Here is a 24,018-nt window from a genome sequence, read left to right as displayed (position 1 = left end):
GGCAAGAAGAAGAAGGTTATCGGTGGCGGGTGGGAATGGCTGCCGTATAGCGACATTGGAGTGCTCTGCCATGAAACGCTTTCTTATCGCGGATGATCACGAAGCGGTGCGATTGGGCTTGCGAGCGGTGCTCGAACAGCGAGCGGATTGGGAGGTGGTTGCCGAGGCGAACGACGGCAGCAAGGCGCTGACCGCGGCTATCGAAAGCCGGCCGCATGTGGCTATCGTCGACTTCTCCATGCCGCGAATGACGGGAGTGGAGGTTGCGCGGCGGATCAGGGACTATCCGTTGCAGACGGAGGTCTTGATCTTCACGGTGCACAAGTCCGGTCTGCTTGCGCAGCAGGCGTTCGAGGCCGGCGCACGCGCATTTCTGGCGAAATCGGACGCGAACAGAATGCTGCTGGCGGCCGTCGACGCACTTTTGGTGCATAAGCGGTTCTGCAGCGAAAGCTGCCGGAACGAACTGGATCACGGCGCGGGCAGCGAAGCAGATCGGCGTCGCGGGCTTACGCCACGCGAGCAGCTCGTCGTCAAGCTGGTAGCTGAAGGCTACAGCAACAAGGGCATCAGCGCGATCTTGAACCTCAGCGTCAAGACAACCGAGGCACATCGGGCGGCTGCGATGCGCAAGCTGGAGGTGAACTCAACCGCAGGTCTGGTCCGGTATGCCGTTCGCGCGCAGCTGGTTGAGGCATGACAGCGCGTCGGTCCGCGGGATCTCCTTGAAGGCGGCCACGTCGGTACATTCGCCGACGCAGCTCAGGGTTTTGCAGGATGGCGCTTCGAGCCATGATCGGCATGATTGTTCGACCTAGCGGCTGCCGGCCGTCTCCATTGATTGCGGCCGGAAAACGAGAACGACGCCATGAAACGCATCTTGATTGCGGATGATCATGCAGTCGTACGTTCAGGGCTTCGCGCGATTGTCGAAACGCAGTCCAACTGGATCGTCGCCGGCGAGGCGACCAATGGTGAGCAAGCCGTTGGTCTGGCCGTGGAGACGAGCTCGGACATCGTAATCGTCGATTATTCGATGCCACTCATGAACGGGCTGGAGGTCAGCCGCCGGCTCAAGGCACTTGATCTGCCCACGGAAGTTCTGATCCTGACAATGCACGAGGACGAAGAACTGCTGACGGAAGCCGTTCTGGCCGGAGTTCGCGGCTTCTTATTCAAGTCGGATGCCAAGAAGCACCTGATCTCCGCGATCGAGGCGTTGCTCGACGGCAGGCCCTACTTCACCAGCGCCCTGGTGGAGAAGCTGCTCCATGACTACCAGCTCAACAAGCATGGCAAGTCGGACATGCTGCTAACGTCGCGTGAGCAGAGCGTGGTCCAATTGATTGCGGAAGGGCATACCAACAGATCCATGAGCACCATTTTGAAGCTGAGCGTGAAGACCGTCGAGACCCATCGTGCGTCGGCCATGCGCAAGCTCGGAATGTCGTCGACGGCCGAACTGGTCCGCTATGCCATTCGCAAGAAGCTGGTCGTGCCCTGAGAGACTCCACCGAAGCGCCCGAAACCCACATCGTGATTGGGAGCAGGGAGGAATTGGTCGGCGGCTGGTGAGTCCTATGGCTTCGCCGGGGCGTGGCAATTCGAGCCACGATGCCATGCCGGAAGTTCAGTCCGGCGAGAAGGCTGCACTGTAGTCACGCTTGAGTGCGGGATCCTGCTGTTCTTTTCTCAGGATGCAGTTGCCGACCACCAGCATGTCGAGCTCGTTACCCATGAAACAGCGGAAGGCATCCTCTGGTGTGCAGACGATCGGTTCGCCGCGAACGTTGAAGCTGGTGTTGACCAGCACCGGGCATCCAGTGAGCGCCTTGAAACGAGACAGTAAGCGATGGAAGCGCAAATTGGTGTCGGCGCTCACCGTTTGGATTCGGGCGGAATAGTCGACATGCGTCACGGCGGGGATCGTCGAGCGCACCACGTTGAGCTTGTCGATGCCGAACAATGCTTGCTCGTCCGCGCTCATCATGTGACGCCGGTCACCCCTGACGCCGGCAACCAGGAGCATGTACGGACTGTCGCCATCGAGCTCGAACCAATCCGCAACGTCCTCGCGCGTGACCGCCGGCGCAAACGGCCGGAAGCTCTCGCGAAACTTCACTTTGAGATTGAGGTTCTTCTGCATCGAGGGCGACCGCGGATCGCCCAGGATCGAGCGGGCGCCGAGCGAGCGCGGGCCGAATTCCATCCTACCCTGAAACCAGCCGACCGCGAGCTGGTCTGCCAGCGCCGCCGCTGTCGTCTCGATCATTGCATCTTCGCTGAGTACATCGAAGCGGCCGCCGGCGGCGCGCAGCCGCTGCTCGATCACCTCTTGCGAGAATTCGGGTCCCAGAAAAGCGCCGGACATGCCGTCGCCGGCCACGGCTTGGCGCGGTTGTTGTCTGAACTGATGGTAGGCAGCGAGTGCCGCTCCAACCGCACCGCCGGCGTCACCGGCGGCCGGCTGAATCCAGATCGAATCGAATCTGCCGTCATGCAACACCTTGCCATTGGCGACGCAATTGAGTGCAACGCCGCCGGCAAGACACAGATTGCGTGCGCCGGTCTGAACCGCAAGGCTGCGGGTCAAGCGAAGTACCGCCTCCTCCAGGACTGCCTGGATTGAGGCTGCGATATCCATGTGGAACGGCGTGAGCAGTTCGTTCGGCGAACGCACCGGCTGCCCAAACAGTTTGGCGAACCGGTCATTGGTCATCGTCAGCCCGGTGCAATAATCGAAATACGACATGTCGAGGCGAAACGAGCCGTCCGCCTTCAGATCGATCAGTGAATCGAGGATGAGCTGCGCGTATTTCGGCTCGCCATAGGGAGCAAGCCCCATCAGCTTGTATTCGCCGGAATTGACCTTGAAGCCGGTGTAGTACGTGAAGGCGGAGTACAGCAGACCGAGCGAGTGGGGAAAGTGAATCTCCTGGAATATCTCGAGACGGTTGCCGTCCCCCATCGCCGCCGAGGTGGTCGCCCATTCACCGACGCCGTCCATCGTGAGCACGGCCGCCTTCTCGAATGGGGACGGGAAAAACGCACTTGCCGCGTGGCTCAGATGGTGCTCGGTGAACAGGAGCCGGTCGAGGGCAAAGTCAGCATCGAATTTGGCGAGATGTTTCTGCAGCAGGCTCTTCTGGAACAGTTTCTCCTTCAGCCAGAGCGGCAGGGCCATCTGGAAGGAGCGGAAACCGTGCGGCGCGAGGGCGACGTAGGTCTCGAGCAGCCGCTCGAACTTGAGGAACGGCTTGTCGTAGAAGGCGACCTGATCGATGTCGGAAAGCCTCGCGTCTGCCACCTCCAGACAGTACGCGATGGCATGGTGCGGAAACGACGCGTCGTGCTTTTTTCGGGTGAAGCGTTCCTCTTGCGCCGCAGCAACGACGCGGCCGTCTTCAATCAGAGCCGCTGCGCTGTCGTGATAGAAGGCCGAGATGCCGAGAACGCGCATGTCTCAAGGCAGCGCGTTGATAGGTGGCGCAGCCGCGCGAAGGACGCGCCGGATTTCGGGGAACAAATCGATCATCAGAACTGATCTCGCATGGTTTCGGGCGCAGGGCCGGGCGTGCGGCGAATCCAATAGCTCTCGGTGCTCGCGTCACGCTTCAGCCGCAACGGATCCTTGCCGCTCCAGCGCATGACGAGGCCGGTTGGCAGGATCGTACCGTAGAAGATCAGCCCCATCACGATGGGATTGGCAATCTTGTGCAGGAGCAGACCAAGCTTCGTCCAGGCACGGTTCAGCGGGTGCAGTGTGGCGGGACGGATTGCGGCAATGACCGCGAACACCGCGGCAAGGGCTGACGTCCATGGCCACAGGCGGCCGGAATGCCAGCTGTTGAAGAGGGTGACGAGCGCGAGCGCGGCAGCCATCACCCATCCAAAGGTCCGGTCGGAGCCGACAACCACTTGCTCCTCTCGGGAGAAAAGCTCGTGAGTGTTCTGCTCCACCCTTAGTCAGCGCCCGCATCAGAAGCCAAAAAACCGTGGTGCGTAGTGGCAGTCATATCGTTTGGCTCGGCTTCGCTTCAAACGTTTCTGATTGTGCATGAAGTGCATGCCACTGGAACGCGAGCCGAGTCAATCAGGCCGAGAGCCAATCCCTTCCGAGCAGGCCACTCTCGAGCGCGTTGCCGAAGCGCGGTCACATGGTCGGATACTTCGAACCTCCTTGCGCGCAGGGTGCTTCGCCTCCAATTCTGCGGCTTTCCATCGGCTGCAGCGGCGTTCGCGCCAACCGGGTTGAGCGCGTCAGGTGCTATGATACCATATTATTTGGTAGGCGCAGCGCCCCCGGAGCCTGTTTCTCCACCAGCCTCGCTGCCTCTGCCAGCTTCGGTCCGCAAGCTCTTATCCCGGCGAAGGCTGGTGCATCGGGGCTGCCGGCGGTGCGCGACAGTCGCCTTTATTGGTCGCGCCAAGTTATTGATTTAACTGGGGTCGTCTACTGTGCATGGGGTTGTTTTTCAAGAAAAGGTTCCGCCCGGGCCCCGTCCCCCGCGGTTGGCACTCCCAGGAGTTTTGTGAAGCGGTCGGCAACCGCAGCCTGGTCGAACTGCCGTGACTGGAAGTGTCGATAGGCCGCCTGCTTGTGCTGCTTCAGCAGGTCGGGACTTTCGAGATATTCGACGATGGCATCGGATAGCTCCCGCCTCATTTCGGTGTCCGACGTCGCCGACAGGATTTGCCCGGTAACGCCATCTTCGACCGCCTCACGGCATCCGGGGTGACTGGAGGCGATCGACGCCAGGCCGGTTGCTGCGGCCTCGATCAGGATGCGGGGGATTCCCTCGCCATACCTTGTCGGCAGGCAAACGATGTCGCATTGCCGGAGCAGGTTCGGCATATCCGTGACGTGGCCGAGGAAACGGATTTCCGTCATTTGTTCGAGATCGCGGTGCGGTATCGCGTCGGGATCGTGATCGTCCGGAACGCCGGCGACGACGAACTCCACGTCGCTACGATGCGACAGGTCATGCGCCACCTTCAGAAAAGTGCTCAAGCCTTTCGACTTCAAGAGCCGAGAAGCAAACAGGACCTTTGTTGTGCGACTGCATCGTGGGGTTTCCAGCGGATAAAACAGATTGGGGTCCACGCCAGCGCCGTCGATGAGTGATGAATTCCTGTCGTTGGCAATGCCCCTGTCCGCCCAGAATTCGCAATCGTGCCTCGTCTCGAAAGTGAAGTGTACGTAATCCCGTCGCGACAACATTCGAAATGCCAGAAGCGTAAGCGTGCTTGCGACCGGGTAGCGCCGTTGGCCGGGGGCCTTCGGCGACATCATCCGGCCCAAACCCGGAAGCGTGATCAGAACTTGTTTCGGGCACCCATGGAGAAAACGCGAGACGATCGACACAAATCCGGAAAAAATGGCGGGCTTGAGCGTTACGAGATGCACGGCATGCGGCTTGAACGCGTGGATCGTCCGCGCCGTCCGAATCATCAGCGCCGCATCGCCAAATGGATCGAATCTGAAGCGCTCGATCGGCACATGGATGTATTTCCAGCCCTGAATTCTCTCTGCAGGAATGAGATCGCCGCCAGCGATAACCGTTACATCGACACCGATGGACGTGAGATGGGTGACGACCAACAGCCGATGGCGAAGAAAGTAGGCGCCATCGTTGCAAATCACGAGGACCCGATATCCGGATCCGCAATATTGGGGGCCCTCGAATTCCGGGATCAAGTTTTCCTGACGCTCGGAATTCCGTCCGCCCATTTGCCTACTCTGGATCATGTTGCCTTTCGAGGCCTTCCCCTTGAAGGGTGGACGGTTCCTCAACAAACCGCTACCCAAATATCGCATTCACTGAAAAAATGACGTACCCAGCCTGGTCGAGGGTCCCAGGAAACGGATTTTTGGTCGCATCCAGCATACGGTTGTTATGGGGGAGAAATTCAATCGGTCGCCGAATGCGCTGCCGGCCAGCCCCATGGAACCGGCGCCGCCTCGGACCTTGGAAGCCTGCCCAACGGTCGAACATGACTGAGGCCATGCGTCGCACATCAACGGTTTCCAACTGGGCGGCCCGTGTTGCTTCCAAGTTCAGCCTGGCCGCAGTGCCTCTCGAGGCCAATCTGCTCGTGGTTCTCGCGGCGGTGGCCTTGCCCTGGTCCACGAGCGCCGTTGCGATATTGTTTGGATTCTGGCTGCTCTCGCTGGTGCCGCTGCTTTCGACCTTCGATCACCGCGCGTTCCTGCGCCTGCTCGCAAATCCGATATGTTTGTGGCCGCTCGCTTTGGTCGCACTCGCCCTGGTTGGAATGCTGTGGGCGGATGTTCCGTGGCAAGAGCGGCTTCAAGGTATCAGTCCCGTCGCCAAGCTGCTCGCCCTTCCGCTCCTGCTCTACCATTTCGCGCGTTGGCAGCGCAGTGTCTGGGTTTTCGTCGGGTTTCTGGCCTCCTGCGCGATTCTGATGGGGCTATCCTGGATCGTGTGGTTCGCACCGGAACTGGCGCTGGCGCCAGGCAAGAGCCCCGGCGTACCCGTGAAGAACTATATCGACCAGAGTCAGGAATTCGCGCTGTGCATGGTGGCGCTGACGCCGTTCATTTTCACTTTCTATAAGCAGGGTAGATACGCGGCGGCACTGGCCTGCGCGGCCTTGGTGCTGGGCTTCTTCGCCAATATGGCGTTCGTGGTCTCGGCACGCGCGGCGCTGATTTATGTCCCGGCGCTGCTCGTCGTGTTGGCCTTCATGCACCTTGATCGTCGGGCGACGGCGCTGCTGTTCGCGGGTCTTGTCGTGCTGGCCGCCACGGTGTGGTTCACGTCGCCCTATTTGCAGGGCCGGATCGCAGCGTTTGCGCTTGAATATCGCGACTATCAGCAAAACATTGCCGCATCGACCGGCAGGAGGCTCGAATACTGGCAAAAGTCGCTCGGCTTCTTTGCGGATGCGCCGCTCATCGGTCATGGAACCGGCTCGATCCGGCATTTGTTCGAGCAGGCTGCGGTCGGGCAATCCGGGCTTGCCGCCGAGATCACCAGGAACCCGCACAATCAGACACTCTACGTGGCGGTCCAATGGGGCATTGTCGGAATAGCGGCGCTGTATGCGATGTGGGTCGCGCATCTGCTGCTATTCCGCGGCCAGGGCCTGGCGAACTGGATCGGATTACTGGTCGTTGTCCAAAATCTGGTGAGCTCGCTCTTCAATGCTCACCTGTTCGATTTTGTCGAAGGGTGGATGTACGTGCTGGGCGTGGGAATTGCGGGCGGCATGAGCCTTCGAGCGCAGCGATGCAGCGGAGAATCTCAGGGCTTGCCGACTGAGAACGCGCGTACGGTTTGTGCCGATGCGTCCCGCCATTCACGGCTTTGAAACCGATCGCGGTTCGTTTAATGAGGGCAGGAGCCCTGGTTCGGCAACCTAAAAGGGCAGGTTCTCGTCGCGGAAGCTAAATGAGAGTTTCAATTATTACGTTGACCATTGATTCGTCGGACTATGTCGATGAAGCTATTGGCAGCGTCGAGCATCAAGGGCCTTACGAACTCGAGCATATTGTCGTCCACGACGGCACCGAGAGCTTCACCCGGCGCCTGGCGCAGAAATATCCGCACATCAGATTCGTCGGCGGATGCGGGGCCGGCGCCACGGCGGCGGCGGCTCTCGGTGTCCAAGCGTCGACTGGCGATTTCATTCTGCTCGTTCATAGCGACGACCGGATCCGTCCAGGCGTGCTTACCCGATTGGCCAGCGAGGCATCGGCTCGGCCTGACGTGAAAATCTGGACCGGTGGCGCGCAGATGTTCTGCACGCTCCCCGACGGCGAGGAACTCGTCGTGCGCCGGATGGTTGGCGAGGAAATGACCCGGTTGTCGCTCGAGAACATCTGCGATGATATGCCTCTGTTGTCGGCGCGGTTCTGTCATCGCTCGGTATTTTCCCAGATCGGTAATTTCGATCCGATGTTTTCGGAAAGCAGTGACCGCGAATTCCTGTTGCGGGCGACCATTGCAGGGGTACGGGAAGGTTCGCTCGATGTTGTCGTGTCCGAAATGAGAATGCACGATGAGTCGCGCACCATGCACTTTCGCAAGGGCTTTACGCCGCCCTACCTGGAGGAGCATGTGCGCATCGCCGACCAATGGCTGGCCCGTAAGGACATCTCCGACGAGGTCCGGCGCTTCCTGCGAAACTGGCGGGCGCGCGAGATGGTAAGGCTCATGGTCTATCAGTGCCGCGCCCGGTATTGGAAGGAGGCAACACAGGCATTTTGTCGCGAAGAATTGGCCGACCCCTTGTGGATTTTTCGCGCCGTGAGCATCGTGGAGGCGCGTCGGCTCCGGCACAGGCTCTACAACGCGAAGGCGATCGACCGCCTCCGCCTGACCGAAACGAAGTGAGGCATGAGCTCCCGAAAGATCGCCCCCGAATTTTCATTCCGATTCACCGCTGAAGACATCCGCCTTGCGTATGGTTCGGCGGACACCGCGTTCGCGCGTGGCGATTTCCTGAACGTCGCGCAGATGGCGCCCGCGGATTCGGAGCTGCGGGGTTGCGCGCTGATTCTGGGCGGCCTGCTCGAGCAGGGCTTGGCGCTGCTCGATGGCCTGACAGCCGTCGGCGATCGCGCGAGGCTGTGCAGGGCGCTCGCGTTCTGGTCGCTGAAACGGGATGCGGAAGCGGACGCGGAATTGGCGAAGGTCGGCGGCGCGGAGTTCATGCCGGCAGCGACCGCCTTCCGGACCTTGATCAAGCGCGACGATGTGACCATCTTCGTGCCCGGCGCGATCCTGTCCGTATTTCCGGAGCATTACTCGGAAAGCTTCATTGCGCCGGTCTACAAATATGGTTCGATCACGGTCAAGTACGTCGGAAGTCAGCTTGCCAGCAATGCCTACGATTATTCACCGACGGACTCGTTCAGCGAATTCATCGACGGCCTGCCCGAGGGCGAGCGGCCAGACCTGATCTTTTCATTGAGCCCGCAATGGCTGGTGGCAAGGGACTTCCACAAGGTCACCGTTCCGAAGGTGATCTGGTGTCACGACTCTGACGCTTTCCAGTACCGCAACGCCGACAATTATGCGCTCTACGATGTAGCGATCTGCAACTGCTCGCAGGAACATTTCGAACTGAGCCAGGGGACGCCGGGTCTCTATTGTGCGGCCAATATGCTGTTGCACCCGATAGCGACGCCGTTTCCCGAGGCATCGCCCCATCGCGAAAAGCTCGTCGATATCATCTTCACCGGCTCCGCGTTGGCGCCGTTCCATTCCGAAAAGCCACGGTTCCTGTTCAACCTTTCCAGCCTGGCTCCGCGTTACAAGGTCAAGGTGATCGAAGGGCATATGCCGGAGCAGGAATATTTCGAAGTCGTCTCCCACGCGAAATTCCTCCCCATCGTCAATCGTTACGCCGGTTCGCCGTCGCCGCGATGGCGGGATGCGCTTTCCAACGGTGCGTTTCTGCTGTTTCCGGAAGGATCGTTCTACGACGAGATCGCGCCCGGCTGCTATTCGTTTCGCGCGGAGACCATGACGGCTGATATTGCGGGTCATCTGGATCGCTGCGCGGCCGGCCATCCGGATTACGAATTTGCGACTGTCGTACCCGTGGTGAACGAGCGCTTCGCGATCCATCGCGAGCCGCGTGAGGAAAGCTATCAGCGGCTGCTGAAGTATGCGCTGTTCATGGGATTGGTCTGGCCCCACGCGACGCCGGTCCCCAAACGGCAGCGCCAGCGGAGGCTGGTATGGTTGACGCCGGCGGTCGATTGCGGTTGCTTCGGTACCGATAACATCCGCGAGCAGATTGCAAATTTCGGCGAGAGGGTGGGGCCGGACGATCTGTCCGACGAGGTCGATTACAACAACGCCGCCCATTTGCATGCCCAGGCGGTCTTCACGTTCCACGAAAACAGGAGCGCCGGGAAATGGGCAGCGCGCGCCGATCAATATTTCAGGGAAGGGCTGGCGCGCTTTCCGAATTCACTCTTGCTGCTGTTCAACGAGGCGCATTGGAGCTTCTTCAAACCCGGCGCGGATTTTCGAGCGGCCGAACAGAAATTCCTCGATATCATCGATCGGGATGAGGAGCTCGTCTTCGATCCGCGCGGCGCGGACGTCGCGTTTGCCTATACGTTGCATGGCAATGACGAGGTGTTTCCCTGCTACGAATATGCCGACGTTGCGACCAGCGAATTGGTGCTGGAAAATACACCGGAGCTTCGTGATCGAAAGCAACTTCCTTACAGCACGCGCGACATGATCATCGCCGCGTGTCATGGCTACGTCGGCTGGGCGAGGCTCAAGCGCAACGACAATGAGGGCGGCGTCGCGTGGTTGCGGCGTGGCACGGAGCTCTATCCGCACGGGCTGCCGATGTTGCGCCTCCACTTCGACACGCTGCTTCGGCTTGCCGCGAAGGTTCCGAAGCTCCCGGCAAGCCTGGCGTCCGATCTGGCCGAGGCGTTCATCGCGGTCGCGAACGTCAATCCGTCGATCCTGCTGACGCATGTCTATACCATCGTTCCGATCCTTGCGGAGAACGGCGAGCGACAGGCAGCGAGAGAGGTGCTTGCGGGGTGGCACCAGCTTTCCAACATCGTCCACAAACTGCGCGTCGACGACGAGGCGCATCAACTCGCGCTGTACGGCTTGCTCTGGAACCACCGCTCCCTGCTTCCCAAGACGCTGCTGGATCGGATCGATGAGGCGCTCTGGGACAGGGAATCCGTGCACGATCTGACGCAGCTTGAACGGCGCATGATCGAAGTCGCGCGGATCAGCAATTCCCCCGAGAGAAAGCGAAAGTGGTGGTCCCTCAGGTCTGCAAAGGCTCAGGCAGACGACCAGATCGCCCGCTTGCTGGCCGAGAGTGGTTACGGGCAGGAGCGCGTGGTGTTTTCCAGCATCCTGCGTGCGATAGAGATCTGGCTGCGCGCGCCGAGCGATGTGCGCTGGATCTACCTCAAAAAGGCGGTGCGCCTCGGATTGCGCGGCGACTTCAAGCAAGCACTGGTGCGTACCCAAAAATGGTCGGCGGTCAGCAAATGGTCCAAGGGCGAAGGCTTGAACGCACGTCCGCGGCCACGAAGATGGGGAATCTCCTCGTTGCGGATGTGGCTGACGCGGCTGGGCAGGGGTCCTGTCCGGCGAGAATGATCGGTGTGCATCAATTTCAGGTGGTTTCGGAGGCGCGGGGATTGCTCTGGGGGCGGTCGTCGCTCAGGATCAAGGCTGTGACGCGGTGAGGAGGGGCTAGATGGGGCGTGGCGTTCGACTCCTGATGAAGGTTCCGGCCGTACGGCGCGTGATGCTGCGACTGTTGAATGTGGAGGATGCAATTGCGAAGCAGCAGGCTGCGCTCAACGTGCTCGAGGCCGGGCTCAATGCGCTCGAAGCTGATCGGGGGCAACTGAGTGCGGAGCACGCGCAGATCGAATCGGTTATTCAGACCGAGCACGAAAAGATCGATGAACTGATCGCGCAGCAAGCTCAGTCGGCTACGCGTGACGCGACTCAATCCATGCAAGCCAAGATCGACGCGTTGATCGCGCAGGTCAACCGGTTGATCGCCGATGGCGAAAAATACCGCGCGGGATTGGCCGAGGTCTCGCAGCATCTGCCTCCGGCGCATCGCATGAATCTGGAGGCCGCTCTCCACGGACAGCAGCTTCAGCTCGGAGCGTTGAATTCGACGATCACCGCGCAGCAGATGCAGCTTGCGGCGCTCAACGACATCGTCCGCCAGCTAACGGCGGCGCCGGCGAGCGCGCCGGCTGCCGTTGTCACTGCCGTGGAGGGAAGTCGGAGCGACCAGCCCACGCGCCCCGCCGTCAAGCCCTATACGTTCGAGCAGTTGTTGAATCGGGAGGTTGAGCGCCTCGGATTGGACTTGGTATTCAACATTCATATTCCAAAGGCTGCAGGCAACACCGCCAATGCCTTGTTCCGACAGTTGGGCTTTATTCCGATGTCGCTTGATATGAATACCAATGGTTTTTTTGCCACCGTTCGAGAGGATCGCTGGTTTGAAGGTTATGCCGCGCCACCACCGCGTGATGCTTACTTGATGACGGGGCATATGCGCCTCGATCAACCAATGTTCCGCCGGCTTTGGATGCCGCACATGATCGTATCGGTGTTGCGCGATCCCGTTGAACGTATGCTGTCGAATTACAATTTCACGCTGCGTAGGCCTGCCAATCCTTGGCATGACGAGGTGGTCAACAAGGGCATGTCCTTCGTGGAGTACTCGTCCAGAATGCTCGACGCGATCGGCCCGCAATACAGCTTCTTCGATGAGACGGGCAAAGGAGTATTCGCTCGTACCGGCAATGCGTCGGTGCAGGAATGTCTCGCCAATCTGCTGACAAAGGTCAGCTTTTACGGATTGAGCGAACGCTTCGACGAGTTTGCGGCACTGACCGGATACCTGCTCGGCCGCGCAAAGATATTGGCGATTGCTCCCGCCAACGTCACGAATGAAATCCAGGATTTGACCGGGCTTCCGTTGAAGACAGCGCTGACGGCGGAGGAGCGGGACGGTTTGGGAGGCTTGATGAATGACGATATCTGGTTCTATCAGGAGGCGGTCAAGGAGTACGACAGGCGTATGGCCGACCCGCGATTGCAGGCTGTGTTTTCCGACGTGCTGCCACTGATCAGGTCGAGCCGCGAGGCGATGAGTAAGATCTTGGCGCTGCGGGATCCGGCAGATCCCGGCCGTCCCGCATTTCGGCGGGCAGGATGATGGCTCGAGTGATGGCGTCCAATGTGGATCCGCGCGTGTGCCCAAGCCAAGACTGACCATCGTTATTCCGATCAGGAATCGGCAAGAGCTTGGAGAACGGGCGTTGAGGAGCGCCGCGGCCCAGGCCGTTTTGCGGACCGAGATCATTATTGTCGATGATGCGTCGGACCCGCCATTCCAAATTCCGGCGGATATTCGCTCGAATGAATCAATAAAGCTTGTCCGCCATCCCGATAATCTAGGTGCGAGCTCGGCGAGAAATACCGGTATTGCCTCGGCCGGCGCGGATTGGATCGCGTTCCTCGATTCGGACGATTATTGGCTCCCGGGGACTTTGGCGCCCCGGCTGGAGAACGCCGAGGCTGGTTTCGCCATCGATCGGAATCCGCTGGTGGTCCACGCCGCAGGTTTCATCCTGGAAAGCTCGATCACGAGGCGGCTGGAAACGCGCATACCCCGCGAAAGTTCAGATCCCCTGGACTTCGCAAGCGGTTGCTGGTTCGCACCTGGCTCGACGCTGCTGGTGCGCAAGGAGGCGTTCGATTCGATCGGACCCTACGATATCGAATTGCGTCGTCTCGAGGATTTGGATTGGTTCTTGCGGTTGGCGCTTCGAGGAGGGGCCCTGAAAGTCTGGAAAAAGCCGGCCGCGTTGATCGGCTTCGAGTCTCATTTTGCCGAGGTTCATCTGACGCGGGCGGTCGCGCACTTGAGCCAGAAGTATCTTACGAAGCAGAGCCCGGATCGTCTCTCTGGAAAGCTGGCATGTCGGTTCAGGGCGTATATGAATATTGAACGTGCGGCGTGTTGCTCGAACCAAAAGCGATGGTTCGGCGTGTTGTTTTATCTCGGGCGGTCATTTCTTCAGGTCCCTCGGACGGCGCTGCATCTTGCGAAGTTTTGGCGATTTGAGGCGCCACCGACCGAAATTGAGCCGGCCGGCGATGTCGCCGAGCGCGTCAAGCTCGGAGTCCCTACCAGCAGCTAGCGTGGAATTCTGGTTGTGTGCGCACGACCGGCCGGATTTCGCTTTGGTGCGCTGGATTTGCATGTCATGGGTAGCGGCGGCGCTAGCCAGGCAGGGCCGCAACTGCGCAGTTTCTCGGCTAAGTGTAGAATTTGGTCCACTCGTGCTGGGCTATGAACGAGGGGAAGTGCGGCTTCCTTCGATCGTAAAGTGCGACGGCTTCCTCATAGAACGCGATGTCGTCAGCCAGGATGACTTTCAGTTCGGAGACCTCTTCACGGCTCACTTTGGCCGCGTCGAAAGACGTTCTATTCAAGGATTTGTAGACCCACGTTTGAAACCCGAGCAGCGACGAAAGCGCCGTGGTAAATTCGTCAAACTTTGATGAAAGGCCGAAGAGCGACACCTCATGCTCCAGCCGCCGGATGGCATCATTGACGGACCCATTTGGCGCGAATACCCCGAACTGGGTACCAATCGCACCTGCGAACTTGTGATGATAGTCGAGGACGGACATGCCCTCTTCATTGATGGTGTTCTGGAACACGCCCGGTTGCGTCGAGTTGAAGCGATAGTGGGAAATCACGCGCTCAACCGGATCGCGTAGAACCGCAACGGTGACGAAGCGGCCTGGCGTCAGGCCGAAGATTTCGTTGTCCAGATCGATATGGCCAGTGAAGAAAGTTGGGCGGACCCGATCATCTTCTGACCGCGGTGGCTCGGCAAGAGTGATGATTTCAGCTTTGGTGAACCGAGGAACAAAATCGACGCCGCGCGAAGAAACCCGCATCTTGTAATTCTTCATCAGAAGCCCGTTCAGTGTGGAGCCGGCAGACTTCTGGACATGGACGTGGATTAGCGGCGGAGCCAACGGCTCGCGCCGATGGAGCAAATCGTCGAAGCTGTAGACGCTCATCGAGGCAACCTGGGACTAGTCATTCGCGGGGTGGCTACCAGCATGTTGCGCTGGTCTGCTGGTTGAATTTACTCGGTTTGCCCGCTTCACGTGCTATGTTGGAAGCCAGCTCGGATTGTGCGGCCCATTTTGCGAGACTGTTCGCTCCCTCGGCCAAATGTGCATCGATGTTCGCCGATGTCAGGCGGATCCCAAAATCGGCGGGAACCGCACGACTCGGACCACTATAATCGAACACCCGGTCAAGAATGAAGTCGCCTGTTTGCTTTCGATAGTGCGACCGCTCCCAAAACCAGCGCATCGGCGAACGGTCACCGAGATTCGGTATTGGTTCGGTGGTAATGGAGCTGGGCGCACTGAAGTCCCAAAGAGGGAAGGGTTGGTGTCCGGCTCTCGATGCCTCTTCTTCGTTGATCCGTACCAGTTCCTTGAGCCAGAACGCGTAGCGCTCTCCGAGCCCCAGAGCTTCGATCGTGGCGCGTACCACGGCATGAAGTGGTGTAACAAACAGCCGCAGATCGGTGCCCTCGGCGTACGCCTTCCGGATCATGAAACGATACGGATCGAACGTCGTCATTCCCGTTTCGGGATTGGTGAAGCAGTATTGCATTTTTGGCGCAACCAGCATGGGATTCCATGCCTTCTGGAGCCTGTGAATGACCGCGGTCGCGCCGCCGACGCGATCCAGGACTGCCTCCTGACCGTGCCAGACCCGCATGCCCTGCGAATCAAAATCGGCCGGCTCCGATTGCCGGCGGAGCGTCGCGATGGCGTCGCGCAGAGTTGTGGTCGAGAACAGGAGACTGAACCGTTCGCTGGCGACATAGACCGCGTGGCTTAACGTGGGGTACTGCAGCAACAGGCGGTCGAGTATGTTTATGGGAGGGGTGGCTCCACGGAGGCCCTGCTTGCGGCCTATCGCAGCGTAGTGCAGGTAGCCGTCGCGATATTCCCCGCGCGCTATTCGAATCCTAACGAAGGGATTGGCGGCGAGATATCGCGCTTCATCCCAATCCACGGGCCTGAACCCGCCCAGCCGTCCTTCTGCCAGTCCGGCTGCCAGCCAATGGTGGTAGCCGTTTACGAAAGTGCCCTCCTTGATGACGGCAGCGACGTCGGGATTGACCTGGAGATAGCCTACCTCATCCCAATCCGTGGGCACCGTGGCTCCCTTGCGGCCTTCGGCCCGGCCGGCGAGCTCGAAATGCTCCCGGCCGGATTTGAATTCCTTGCGAAGGAGGGCCGCTTTCACATCCGCATTGACGGCAAGATAGAGCGCTTCATTCCAATCGCCCGCAGTGGCCGGTGTCGCCGCGGATTTGGGGCGGTCGCGAAGCGCGCCGTCGAGATAATGGGCAAATTCCCGAACAGCGCTTTCATCAAAGCGCTGTTCCTGCAGCGTGGAAGCGAGTGGAAAGTTGATATTGTAGGCAAAGAAATCGAGGCCGACGACGACCTGCCCGAGCGGAGCGCCATGTTTCTGCGCATGCAGGAATGCGAGCATGACGGCGTAGGAATTGGACGAGGGAAGGGCGAAGTTGAAGACGGTGCCTGGTGTCCAGCCCTTGTGCCTGGGGTCGAGACCGACCTCGGCGCGCGAGCTTCCCAATGACACGGCATTGGGGTGCAGGCGGGCGACCTGGTATGGCTTGGCTATGATCACCTTCGATTCGTAGGCGGGGCGCACCACATTGATGCCGGGCCAACTCGGCGATCCCCAAACGAAATAAGGATCGACCGCGATCGTAAAGCCGGCGAAGACCGCCGGTGGAATCAGCAGGAACGCCAGTACGGCAAATGCGAATCGGCGATAACCGGTCTGCTGTCTCGTGGCCTCAGTCCCGAATGGGACATCGCCGGATTGCCAAATGAGCGTCAAGCTGACGTCCCGATCAGTTGCATGTTCCGACTATAACCACTCCGCATTGGAACGAACAGTCTGCGTAAGTCGGCCCCTGGTGCCAAGCCCAAGCCCATGGCGAGTTGGCCGGGAATCCACTAGTAAAGCATGCTGGTTTGTTTCGCGATCGCGTGGCAAGTTTCGATATGCTCCCGGTATGCATTGAACGAGGTGAACGTCCTGGATGCGCCGACCCCGGCAAGGGGGGATGTCGTTGATGGAACATCTACCCGCCGATCTGGGTCGCCTGGAAGCGGAAGCCATCTTTATCTTCCGTGAAGTCGTCGCCGAGTGCCGCAAGCCAGTCATGCTCTATTCGATCGGCAAGGACTCCTCGGTCATGCTGCATCTGGCACGCAAGGCGTTCTATCCGGCGAAACTGCCATTCCCGCTGCTGCATGTTGACACCACCTGGAAGTTCCGCGACATGATCCAGTTTCGCGATGAAACCGCGGAGCGTCTCGGGCTCGAGCTGATCGTCCACGTCAATCGCGCAGGGGTCGAACAGGGCATCAACCCAATTCAGCACGGGTCCGCCGCCTATACTGGCGTGATGAAGACCGACGCGTTGAAACAGGGGCTGGCTGCGCATGGATTCGATGCTGCGCTCGGTGGGGCGCGCCGTGACGAGGAATTGAGCCGGTCCAAGGAGCGCGTGTTCTCGTTTCGCTCGAAAAACCATGTCTGGGATCCGAGAAACCAGCGTCCGGAATTGTGGAATATCTTCAACTGCCGCATCGCACCAGGTGAATCCATTCGCGTCTTTCCGCTCTCCAATTGGACCGAACTCGATGTCTGGCGCTACATCGAATGTGAGAATATTTCGGTCGTCCCGCTGTACTTTGCGGCACGACGGCCGGTGGTAAGGCGTGGCGGAAATCTCATCATGGTCGATGATGCGCGGCTTCCGATCGGGGCCGATGAGGTGGTGCAGGATCTCGACATCCGTTTCCGCACGCTGGGCTGCTATCCGCTGACCGGCGCGATCGAGTCCAGTGCAGCGACGGTCAGCGATATCGTACGCGAGCTGGAGACGGCTTCGATGTCCGAGCGGCAGGGCCGGCTGATTGATTTCGATCAGGCTGGATCGATGGAAAGAAAGAAGCGTGAAGGCTATTTCTGACCCGAAACTGTCAGGTCGGGATGCGGGCCCGGTCCAGCGCGACTTGCTGCGTCTCATCACCTGCGGATCGGTCGACGACGGCAAGTCGACATTGATCGGGCGACTGTTGCTCGATTGCGGCGCAGTGTTCGAGGACCGCCGGCAGGCGCTGGAGCGGGATTCGAAGGTCGCAGGGACGACCGGTGACGCGCCTGACGCCGCGCTGTTGCTCGACGGGCTGCAGGCCGAGCGCGAACAAGGCATCACGATCGATGTCGGCTATCATCACTTTGCGACCCCGCGCCGGCGTTTCATCGTCGCCGATACGCCCGGTCATCTGCATTACACCCGCAACATGGTGACGGGGGCGTCGAACGCGGATTTGGCCGTTCTGCTCGTCGATGCCGGCAAGGAAATGCTGGAGCAGACTCAGCGGCACAGCTTTATCTGCGCACTGCTTGGAATCCGGGACATCGTCCTCGCCGTCAACAAGATGGATCTCGTCAATTTCGAGGAGAGCGTTTTCAACGGCATCCGCGATGCCTTTGCCGGGTTCTCCGCTTCTCTTCATTTTCGGAGCGTCGTAGCGATACCGACATCCGCGGTGCTGGGCGACAATGTCACACGGCGCGGCGACCGCATGGGCTGGTATCACGGGCCGACGCTGCTGGAACAGCTCGAAGTCGTCGAGATCAATCCCGATGCGCCGCAGCGGCCGCTCCGGATGCCCGTGCAATGGGTCAATCGGCCGGATGCGACGTTTCGCGGTTATGCCGGGACGGTGGCCTCGGGTGAATTGCGTCCCGGCGACGAGGTCCTGATTGCGCGGACCAACGTTCGGACGCGAATTGAGCGAATCGTGTCGATGGACGGTGACCTGGCGCAGGCCGGTGCGGGCGATGCCGTCACGGTGTTGCTGGCGGACGATATCGACGTCTCGCGCGGAGACCTGCTCGCCAGCCCGGACAAACCACCGCAAATCGCCGACGCGTTCGCCTGTGACCTCGTCTGGATGTCGGAGGCTCCCTTGCTGCCGGGACGCAGCTATTTGTTGAAGTGCGGCAGCCGCATCGTCGGGGCCACAATTACAACTCTGAAGTACCGCGTCGACGTTACGAATTATGCGCATTTGGCGGCCAGGCAGCTTGCGCTCAATGAGATCGCCTGTGTCAACATTGCGACCGCCGAGCCGATCGCGGTCGATCCTTATCAGGAGAACCGGACGACCGGCGGCTTTATCCTGATCGATCGGTTTACCAACGAGACAGTCGGGGCCGGCATGATCCGCTTCGGCCTCAACCGCGCCGCCAACATTCACCATGCCGATTTCGACGTCACCAAGGGCGCACGCGCGCAGTTAAATGGCCAGCGTCCTTTCATTCTCTGGTTCACGGGGTTGTCGGGCGCGGGAAAATCGACAATCGCAAATCTGCTCGAACGGAAGTTGCACGCGTTGGGCAAACGAACATATCTGCTCGATGGCGACAATGTTCGTCAGGGATTGAACCGCGACCTCGGCTTCACGGAAGCTGACCGGGTGGAAAACGTTCGTCGCGTCGCGGAGACCGCCAAGCTTTTTGTCGACGCCGGCCTGATCACGCTGGTTGCGTTGATCTCGCCGTTCCGCGCCGAACGACGGATGGCGCGTGCAATCGTCGAGGAAGGTGAATTCATCGAGATATTCGTCGATACGCCGGTCGAAATCTGCGAGCAGCGCGATCCGAAGGGACTCTACCGCAAGGCAAGACGCGGTGAATTCCGCAATTTCACCGGCATCGACTCGCCCTATGAACGCCCCGAGGATCCGGAATTGATCCTCAACACAGCGGTTGAGGGCGCCGAACATCTCGCCGACCGGATCATGCAATTTCTGCGGCAGCGTGGCGTATTGGATTGACCCGGCGTCCAACAAGGAAATTGTCCGGCGCTAGAACTCGAAGTAGATGAATTGGTTCGAACTTTGCGATCCAATCGAATAGGCCAGAACACACGCTACCGCCATGACGGTGTAAACCACGAGCGGAGGGGCTTTCCGGGCGGCAATGCGCACGCGGCGTGCATCGTCCCAGGGGTGAAGCAGAAAGAAGCCGACAATCAGCGTGAGCTCGAACGCGTGCGCCGTCAGAAACGCCGATGCGTTGGCGAATGACCACGAGAAGAGGCAGCCCGAGAGTATGGTGAGTGCCGAACCGAAATCCTGTGCCCGGAAGAAGACCCAGAGCAGGGCCACGACATGAAAGGTCAGAAAGACGAGAACCCATCGAGGTGGCTTCAGCCCGCCGAACGGCAGCCGCGCCTGGAGCCGGCTCGCCGCCACGCCCACCCCGTGCAGAACGCCCCACACCAGAAACGTCCAGTTGGCGCCATGCCACAGGCCGCCCAGCGCCATGGTCAGCAGAATGTTGCGCAAGGTCCTGGCGTCGCCATCCCGACTTCCGCCGAGGGGAATATAGACGTAGTCGCGCAGCCAATGGGACAGAGTGATGTGCCAGCGGCGCCAAAAATCGCCGATCGAGGTCGCCATATAGGGGCGCCGGAAATTGCCCGGCAAGCGTACGCCGATCAGTCGTGCGAGACCGATGGCCATGTCGGTGTAGCCGCTGAAATCGCAATAGATCTGCACCGAATACCCATAGAGTGCGAATAGATATTCGGCCGTGCCGAGCCCGGCCGGCTGGGCATAGATTTCGGAGACGACCGATCCGATCGGGTCGGCAAACACCAGCTTCTTGATGAGGCCGACCGTGAAGAGCGCCAGGCCGGGCAATATATTCCGGCGCAGGATCGGCATTTGCCGATGCAGTTGCGGGATCAGTTCGTGGGGACGCAGAATCGGACCGGCAATCAGATGAGGAAAGAACAGCACATATCCGAGCAGCCAACGAAGCGATGCTCGATGCGGATACTTGCCTGTTGAAACATCGACCAGGTAGGCGATCAGCGTGAAGGTGACGAACGAAATGCCGAGCGGCAGCCCGAGGCTCAACAGTCTTTCGTCGTTTGCAACGCCGGCCAGACGGCTCACGGCGCCGATCACGCCATTCCAGATGAAGTTGGTATATTTGAAGAACAACAGCGGCGTGAGCAGCATCAGCACGCTGATGCCGAGCCGCCATCGGCGGCGCTCCGGGGCGGCTGATGTCGTCCAGGCTGTTGCGATAAATGTCACGAGGGTGAGAACCACCGGCAAGCCCGCGTAGGCCCAGTTCCAGTACCCATAGAACACGGCACTGCCTGCGATCATCGTATAGATGCGCAGATCCTTCGGGGTGAGCCAATGCAGGGGCAGATAGCAGGCGAGGAAGAGGATGAAGGCCGGCGAGCTGAACAGCACCTGTCATTCTTCCTTGGCAGGCGTGACTGGCGTAGCCAGGACCGGATAAATGGCCTCTGCCATCAGCGCGTGTCCCCGCGCGTTCGGGTGAGGGTCGCCGGGCATCGCCCAGATGTCGCTGGCAGCTATTCCATTCAGCGCGGGAAGCAGGTCCACATAGGTGAAGCCATTGTCGCGGGCGGTCTTGCCGAAAATCTCGTGAACGAACTGTAGAGGATAGTGATCCAGATTATGGATGTCCGGCACCATCGCGAGCGTGACGCGGATGCGATGCTCCCGTGCATAGGCGGCAAGTTTGGTGAATTCCACATTCATTCTGGTCACCGCGGATGAACCCGGCGCATAAATCCGCTGATAATGCGCGACGAGACTTTTCTCGCCGCTCTCGCCGAACACGCGATTGATCACGGTCCAGGCGGTCAGGGCGAGCTGGCTGTTGCGCAGCAGAAAATTTCCACCGCCTTGCTCGAGCGGTTCACCATCCCTGACGAAGGCAAGAACCAGCAGGTCGGTCGGCTTTAGCGGCGTCAGCCGGTGGAGGAACCGTTCGACGTAGCGTTCGGTATTGTAGTTACCGATGCCGGCATTTAGGATCTCGACGTCTTGTCCAGCAGCCTCGAATTTTGCCTGCAGCAGACTGGATACGACGCTTCCCTCCGGCACACCCCAACCCAGGGCAATCGAGCTGCCGAGCATCAAGACGCGCCGGCGGCCCGGGGCAGGGGTCTCGCTGACGTTGCCGCCGCGAAGTCCCCAGGCATTGGTGCGTATTTCGACCGATTGCAGCGTCGCCTTTGCATTCGGCTGGTGCTCGTGGCCGAGGACTGCAAGCTCACTGGCAAACTTGAGCTCGCGGCTATAGCGCCACATCTCGATATCGTAGTTCCGCATCGAGGCGTTCTTCAGCCGGAGCATGCCCTCGGCGGCGGCCGCGCATATCAAGAGGGTCAGGATGACGGTCAACGCGCCGGATACGAATATCCTGACGCGGCCCTGGCCCAATGTCGACCCGCTCTCCATATCTACTATCCCGAATATCGCAGCAATGATGCAACCTGTATCGTTTCGCGAGGGCGACGTCCACCGCCTGCCGGCGACCAGGGATTGACATGCGCAACAGCGGCCAGCTTTATTCTGAATCTATCAGTTTTTCCTGCGGAAGGTGGTTTTGGCGGTGCGGTATTTGACCACGCTGGGAAGCTTCTTGCGAACGACGTCGCTGATTGTCGGGAACACCCTTCTGCTAACGGCCGTCTGTCTGGTGATCGGTGAATGGTGGGCGCGTTCGATCGCGCCGCCAGCCCCCGAGGCGACGATGATCACGGTCCAAAATCAATACGGCGCTTTCCATCCGTGGGCTGGATTTCGCAACACACCCGGATTCCGGTACGAGCTAGGCAATTGGGTGCCGGTCGTTATCAACAGTTGGGGGTGGCGCGGTCCGGAACCCAAAATCGAGCGCAGCAAATCGGTCAGACGCGCGATCTTGCTGGGCGACAGCGTCGGGTTTTCTTGTTGGGGGTGTCGCGAGGAAGCTTCTCTCGGAGGCGAGCTCAAGCGGGCGCTCGAGCTCCGGACGGACGAGGAGTGGGAGGTCATCAACACATCGGTCGGCGCCGGCTTCTCGAGCGTGTCTCTCGGTACTCTGGCGCACGATGCCATGCAATTCCGGCCCGATGTCGTGACCTCGCTGAACGGGATCAACGACATGCTTGTGCTGGACGATCGCACGATCTTGCGGTTCGGAGAAGGCCTTTTCAAGCACTCGCTGTATTACAAAACGCAGGTCGATATGGCCAAGGCGTTCGATCCGCGAACTGGAAAGATACAGCAGCAAGGTGTCCTGCAACAGCTCGCAGCCGGTTCTGCGCTAGTTCGGCTGGCCTCGCCATTGCTCGGCGCGCCTCAGGCTCTGCATCCGTTCCAGGGTGAGACCGGCAGGCCCACGAGCGAGGGCTATTCCACCGCGAAACTCGAACGGCTCGATACTTACGTCAGCAATCAGCTAGCGATGTCATATCTTGCGGAAGGAGCGGGTGCCAAGTTCGTTGGATTTCTCCAGCCCTATTTCTCACTCCAGCACAAGATCGTGGGTGAGGTGGACAAGGAGGTCATCAAGAGGACGGAGCCCTCGTTGCTGAAATGGATGGACGATGTCTATCCGGTCGTGCGTTCGAAGCTGCAGGCTGCGGCCGACCGCAACCCGTCGTACCACTATGTCGATTTGAGTTTGATGTTTACCCGCGAACAGGTTTTCGAGGATCTCGCGCACATGAAGTACGAAACTCTCGAACTGAGCACCGGGGGCGAGATGATGGCCGGCCGGATGGCGGATGAGATCGTACGCGTTCTCTATGCCGGAAAGGTGCTGCCGGACTGGCGGCAAAGCCATATCTCGGGAACCCCGCACAATTGGAAGGAAGCCGCCTATTTGTCGGCCAATCCGGACGTGAGTGCCCTGATCTCGGAGCGCAAGTTCAAGAACGGTTTCGAGCATTACCGGGCTGTGGGCTTCCTTCAGTTCCGCCACAGCGGGTTTCCCAGTTGGAACGAGAAAGCCTATCTTGAAGGCAATCCGGACGTCGCCGCCTTGATCCGCTCAGGTGCCTTCGCCAGCGGTTATGAGCACTACGTCAAGCAGGGACGGGCGGAAGGGCGCCGCAAGGGGATGCCCATGCAGTGGATTGAGGAAACCTATCTGGCAGCAAACCCGGACGTTGCCGCGGCGGTGAAGGCTGGCAAATATGGCAGCGGCGAGGAGCACTATATGAAGGTCGGTGCGCTGGAGAACCGACGAGGCGGGTTCTCCGGCTGGGATGAAGAAGGTTACATCATCCCCTACGGGGACGTACGAAATGCGATCATCAGCAAGATGTTCCGGTCCGGAATTGAGCACTACCTGGCGGCAGGAGCGGTCGAGAAGCGGAATATTTCGCTAGGACTTCCATCCGTTCACTAGCGTTTCGGCTTGCGGAGCCGTCGATTGTCGGAGGTTGCAAATCGGGATTGTTAAAATCTATTCCGGATCGACCTGGGACATGCGATAGTTTCGCAGGAACCTGTTGAATCATGCGCGAAAGCC

At 59.8% G+C, this 24,018-nt stretch carries 18 protein-coding genes; 10 read left to right on the top strand and 8 right to left on the bottom strand.

Going from position 1 to position 24,018, the window contains the following annotated elements; genetic code table 11:
* The first annotated feature begins 70 nt into the window (after window positions 1–70).
* Both A3M7_RS0139530 and A3M7_RS0139525 read left to right on the top strand, forming a co-directional pair.
* Window positions 71–700, top strand: coding sequence for a response regulator transcription factor (locus tag A3M7_RS0139530; protein WP_027548828.1), 630 nt, complete (start codon window positions 71–73; stop codon window positions 698–700).
* Between the two features lie 168 nt (window positions 701–868).
* On the top strand, window positions 869–1,504 hold the full coding sequence (locus A3M7_RS0139525; protein WP_027548827.1) for a response regulator transcription factor: 636 nt from the start codon (window positions 869–871) through the stop codon (window positions 1,502–1,504).
* A gap of 126 nt (window positions 1,505–1,630) precedes the next feature.
* Here the strand turns inward: A3M7_RS0139525 and A3M7_RS0139520 are convergent, their stop codons facing one another.
* The 3 genes from A3M7_RS0139520 to A3M7_RS45690 form a co-directional block, all read right to left on the bottom strand.
* Window positions 1,631–3,460 carry a carbamoyltransferase gene (locus tag A3M7_RS0139520; RefSeq protein ID WP_027548826.1) on the bottom strand — a complete coding sequence of 610 codons (1,830 nt, stop codon included), beginning with the start codon at window positions 3,458–3,460 and terminating at the stop codon, window positions 1,631–1,633.
* A gap of 74 nt (window positions 3,461–3,534) precedes the next feature.
* The gene (locus tag A3M7_RS0139515) at window positions 3,535–3,918 is read right to left on the bottom strand and encodes an SxtJ family membrane protein (protein ID WP_256374926.1); all 384 of its coding nucleotides are present in this window, start codon (window positions 3,916–3,918) and stop codon (window positions 3,535–3,537) included.
* 535 nt (window positions 3,919–4,453) lie between these two features.
* Window positions 4,454–5,749, bottom strand: coding sequence for a glycosyltransferase (locus A3M7_RS45690; protein ID WP_049823984.1), 1,296 nt, complete (start codon window positions 5,747–5,749; stop codon window positions 4,454–4,456).
* 245 nt (window positions 5,750–5,994) lie between these two features.
* Here A3M7_RS45690 and A3M7_RS0139505 point away from each other — a divergent pair, with 245 nt between their 5' ends.
* The 5 genes from A3M7_RS0139505 (at window position 5,995) to A3M7_RS0139485 (ending at window position 13,705) form a co-directional block, all read left to right on the top strand.
* Complete coding sequence (locus A3M7_RS0139505; protein ID WP_027548824.1) at window positions 5,995–7,338, top strand: O-antigen ligase; 1,344 nt, start codon at window positions 5,995–5,997, stop codon at window positions 7,336–7,338.
* 80 nt (window positions 7,339–7,418) lie between these two features.
* Window positions 7,419–8,363 carry a glycosyltransferase gene (locus tag A3M7_RS0139500; protein ID WP_027548823.1) on the top strand — a complete coding sequence of 315 codons (945 nt, stop codon included), beginning with the start codon at window positions 7,419–7,421 and terminating at the stop codon, window positions 8,361–8,363.
* A gap of 123 nt (window positions 8,364–8,486) precedes the next feature.
* Window positions 8,487–11,126 (top strand): hypothetical protein, encoded by a 2,640-nt coding sequence (locus A3M7_RS0139495; protein ID WP_156937117.1) that lies wholly within the window; start codon window positions 8,487–8,489, stop codon window positions 11,124–11,126.
* A 100-nt stretch (window positions 11,127–11,226) separates the two neighbouring features.
* Window positions 11,227–12,717 carry a hypothetical protein gene (locus tag A3M7_RS0139490; protein WP_156937116.1) on the top strand — a complete coding sequence of 497 codons (1,491 nt, stop codon included), beginning with the start codon at window positions 11,227–11,229 and terminating at the stop codon, window positions 12,715–12,717.
* A gap of 37 nt (window positions 12,718–12,754) precedes the next feature.
* Window positions 12,755–13,705 (top strand): glycosyltransferase family 2 protein, encoded by a 951-nt coding sequence (locus A3M7_RS0139485; RefSeq protein WP_198033907.1) that lies wholly within the window; start codon window positions 12,755–12,757, stop codon window positions 13,703–13,705.
* A 118-nt stretch (window positions 13,706–13,823) separates the two neighbouring features.
* Here A3M7_RS0139485 and A3M7_RS0139480 read toward each other — a convergent pair whose 3' ends face one another.
* Entirely contained in the window at window positions 13,824–14,600 is a 777-nt protein-coding gene (locus tag A3M7_RS0139480; RefSeq protein ID WP_027548819.1) for a sulfotransferase family 2 domain-containing protein, read from the bottom strand.
* 34 nt (window positions 14,601–14,634) lie between these two features.
* The gene (locus tag A3M7_RS0139475; RefSeq protein ID WP_027548818.1) at window positions 14,635–16,479 is read right to left on the bottom strand and encodes a hypothetical protein; all 1,845 of its coding nucleotides are present in this window, start codon (window positions 16,477–16,479) and stop codon (window positions 14,635–14,637) included.
* 238 nt (window positions 16,480–16,717) lie between these two features.
* On the opposite strand from A3M7_RS0139475, the gene cysD reads away from it, so the two are divergent.
* Both cysD and cysC read left to right on the top strand, forming a co-directional pair.
* Window positions 16,718–17,623, top strand: a complete 906-nt coding sequence (gene cysD, locus A3M7_RS0139470; protein ID WP_245284429.1) for a sulfate adenylyltransferase subunit CysD — start codon at window positions 16,718–16,720, stop codon at window positions 17,621–17,623.
* A complete protein-coding gene (gene cysC / locus A3M7_RS0139465; RefSeq protein WP_027548816.1) occupies window positions 17,607–19,499 on the top strand; it encodes an adenylyl-sulfate kinase in 1,893 nt (630 codons plus the stop codon). The genes cysD and cysC overlap by 17 nt, the downstream gene beginning before the upstream one ends.
* A 30-nt stretch (window positions 19,500–19,529) precedes the next feature.
* On the opposite strand, the gene A3M7_RS0139460 is transcribed toward cysC, so the two are convergent.
* The 3 genes from A3M7_RS0139460 to A3M7_RS49335 form a co-directional block, all read right to left on the bottom strand.
* Window positions 19,530–20,693, bottom strand: coding sequence for an MBOAT family protein (locus A3M7_RS0139460; protein WP_245284437.1), 1,164 nt, complete (start codon window positions 20,691–20,693; stop codon window positions 19,530–19,532).
* Window positions 20,694–20,939: 246 nt separating this feature from the next.
* A complete protein-coding gene (locus tag A3M7_RS45685; protein WP_049823983.1) occupies window positions 20,940–21,956 on the bottom strand; it encodes a GDSL-type esterase/lipase family protein in 1,017 nt (338 codons plus the stop codon).
* Between the two features lie 123 nt (window positions 21,957–22,079).
* On the bottom strand, window positions 22,080–22,259 hold the full coding sequence (locus tag A3M7_RS49335; RefSeq protein WP_156937115.1) for a hypothetical protein: 180 nt from the start codon (window positions 22,257–22,259) through the stop codon (window positions 22,080–22,082).
* On the opposite strand from A3M7_RS49335, the gene A3M7_RS0139450 reads away from it, so the two are divergent.
* Entirely contained in the window at window positions 22,252–23,895 is a 1,644-nt protein-coding gene (locus A3M7_RS0139450; RefSeq protein WP_156937114.1) for a hypothetical protein, read from the top strand. The two genes, A3M7_RS49335 and A3M7_RS0139450, sit on opposite strands and share 8 nt — an antisense overlap.
* The last annotated feature ends 123 nt before the right edge of the window (window positions 23,896–24,018 follow it).

It is taken from the genome of Bradyrhizobium sp. WSM2254, assembly GCF_000472645.1.
Lineage (GTDB): Bacteria > Pseudomonadota > Alphaproteobacteria > Rhizobiales > Xanthobacteraceae > Bradyrhizobium > Bradyrhizobium niftali.
The sequence above is the reverse complement of the archived record's forward strand: the minus strand, read 5'-3'. Positions and strand labels throughout refer to the sequence as shown.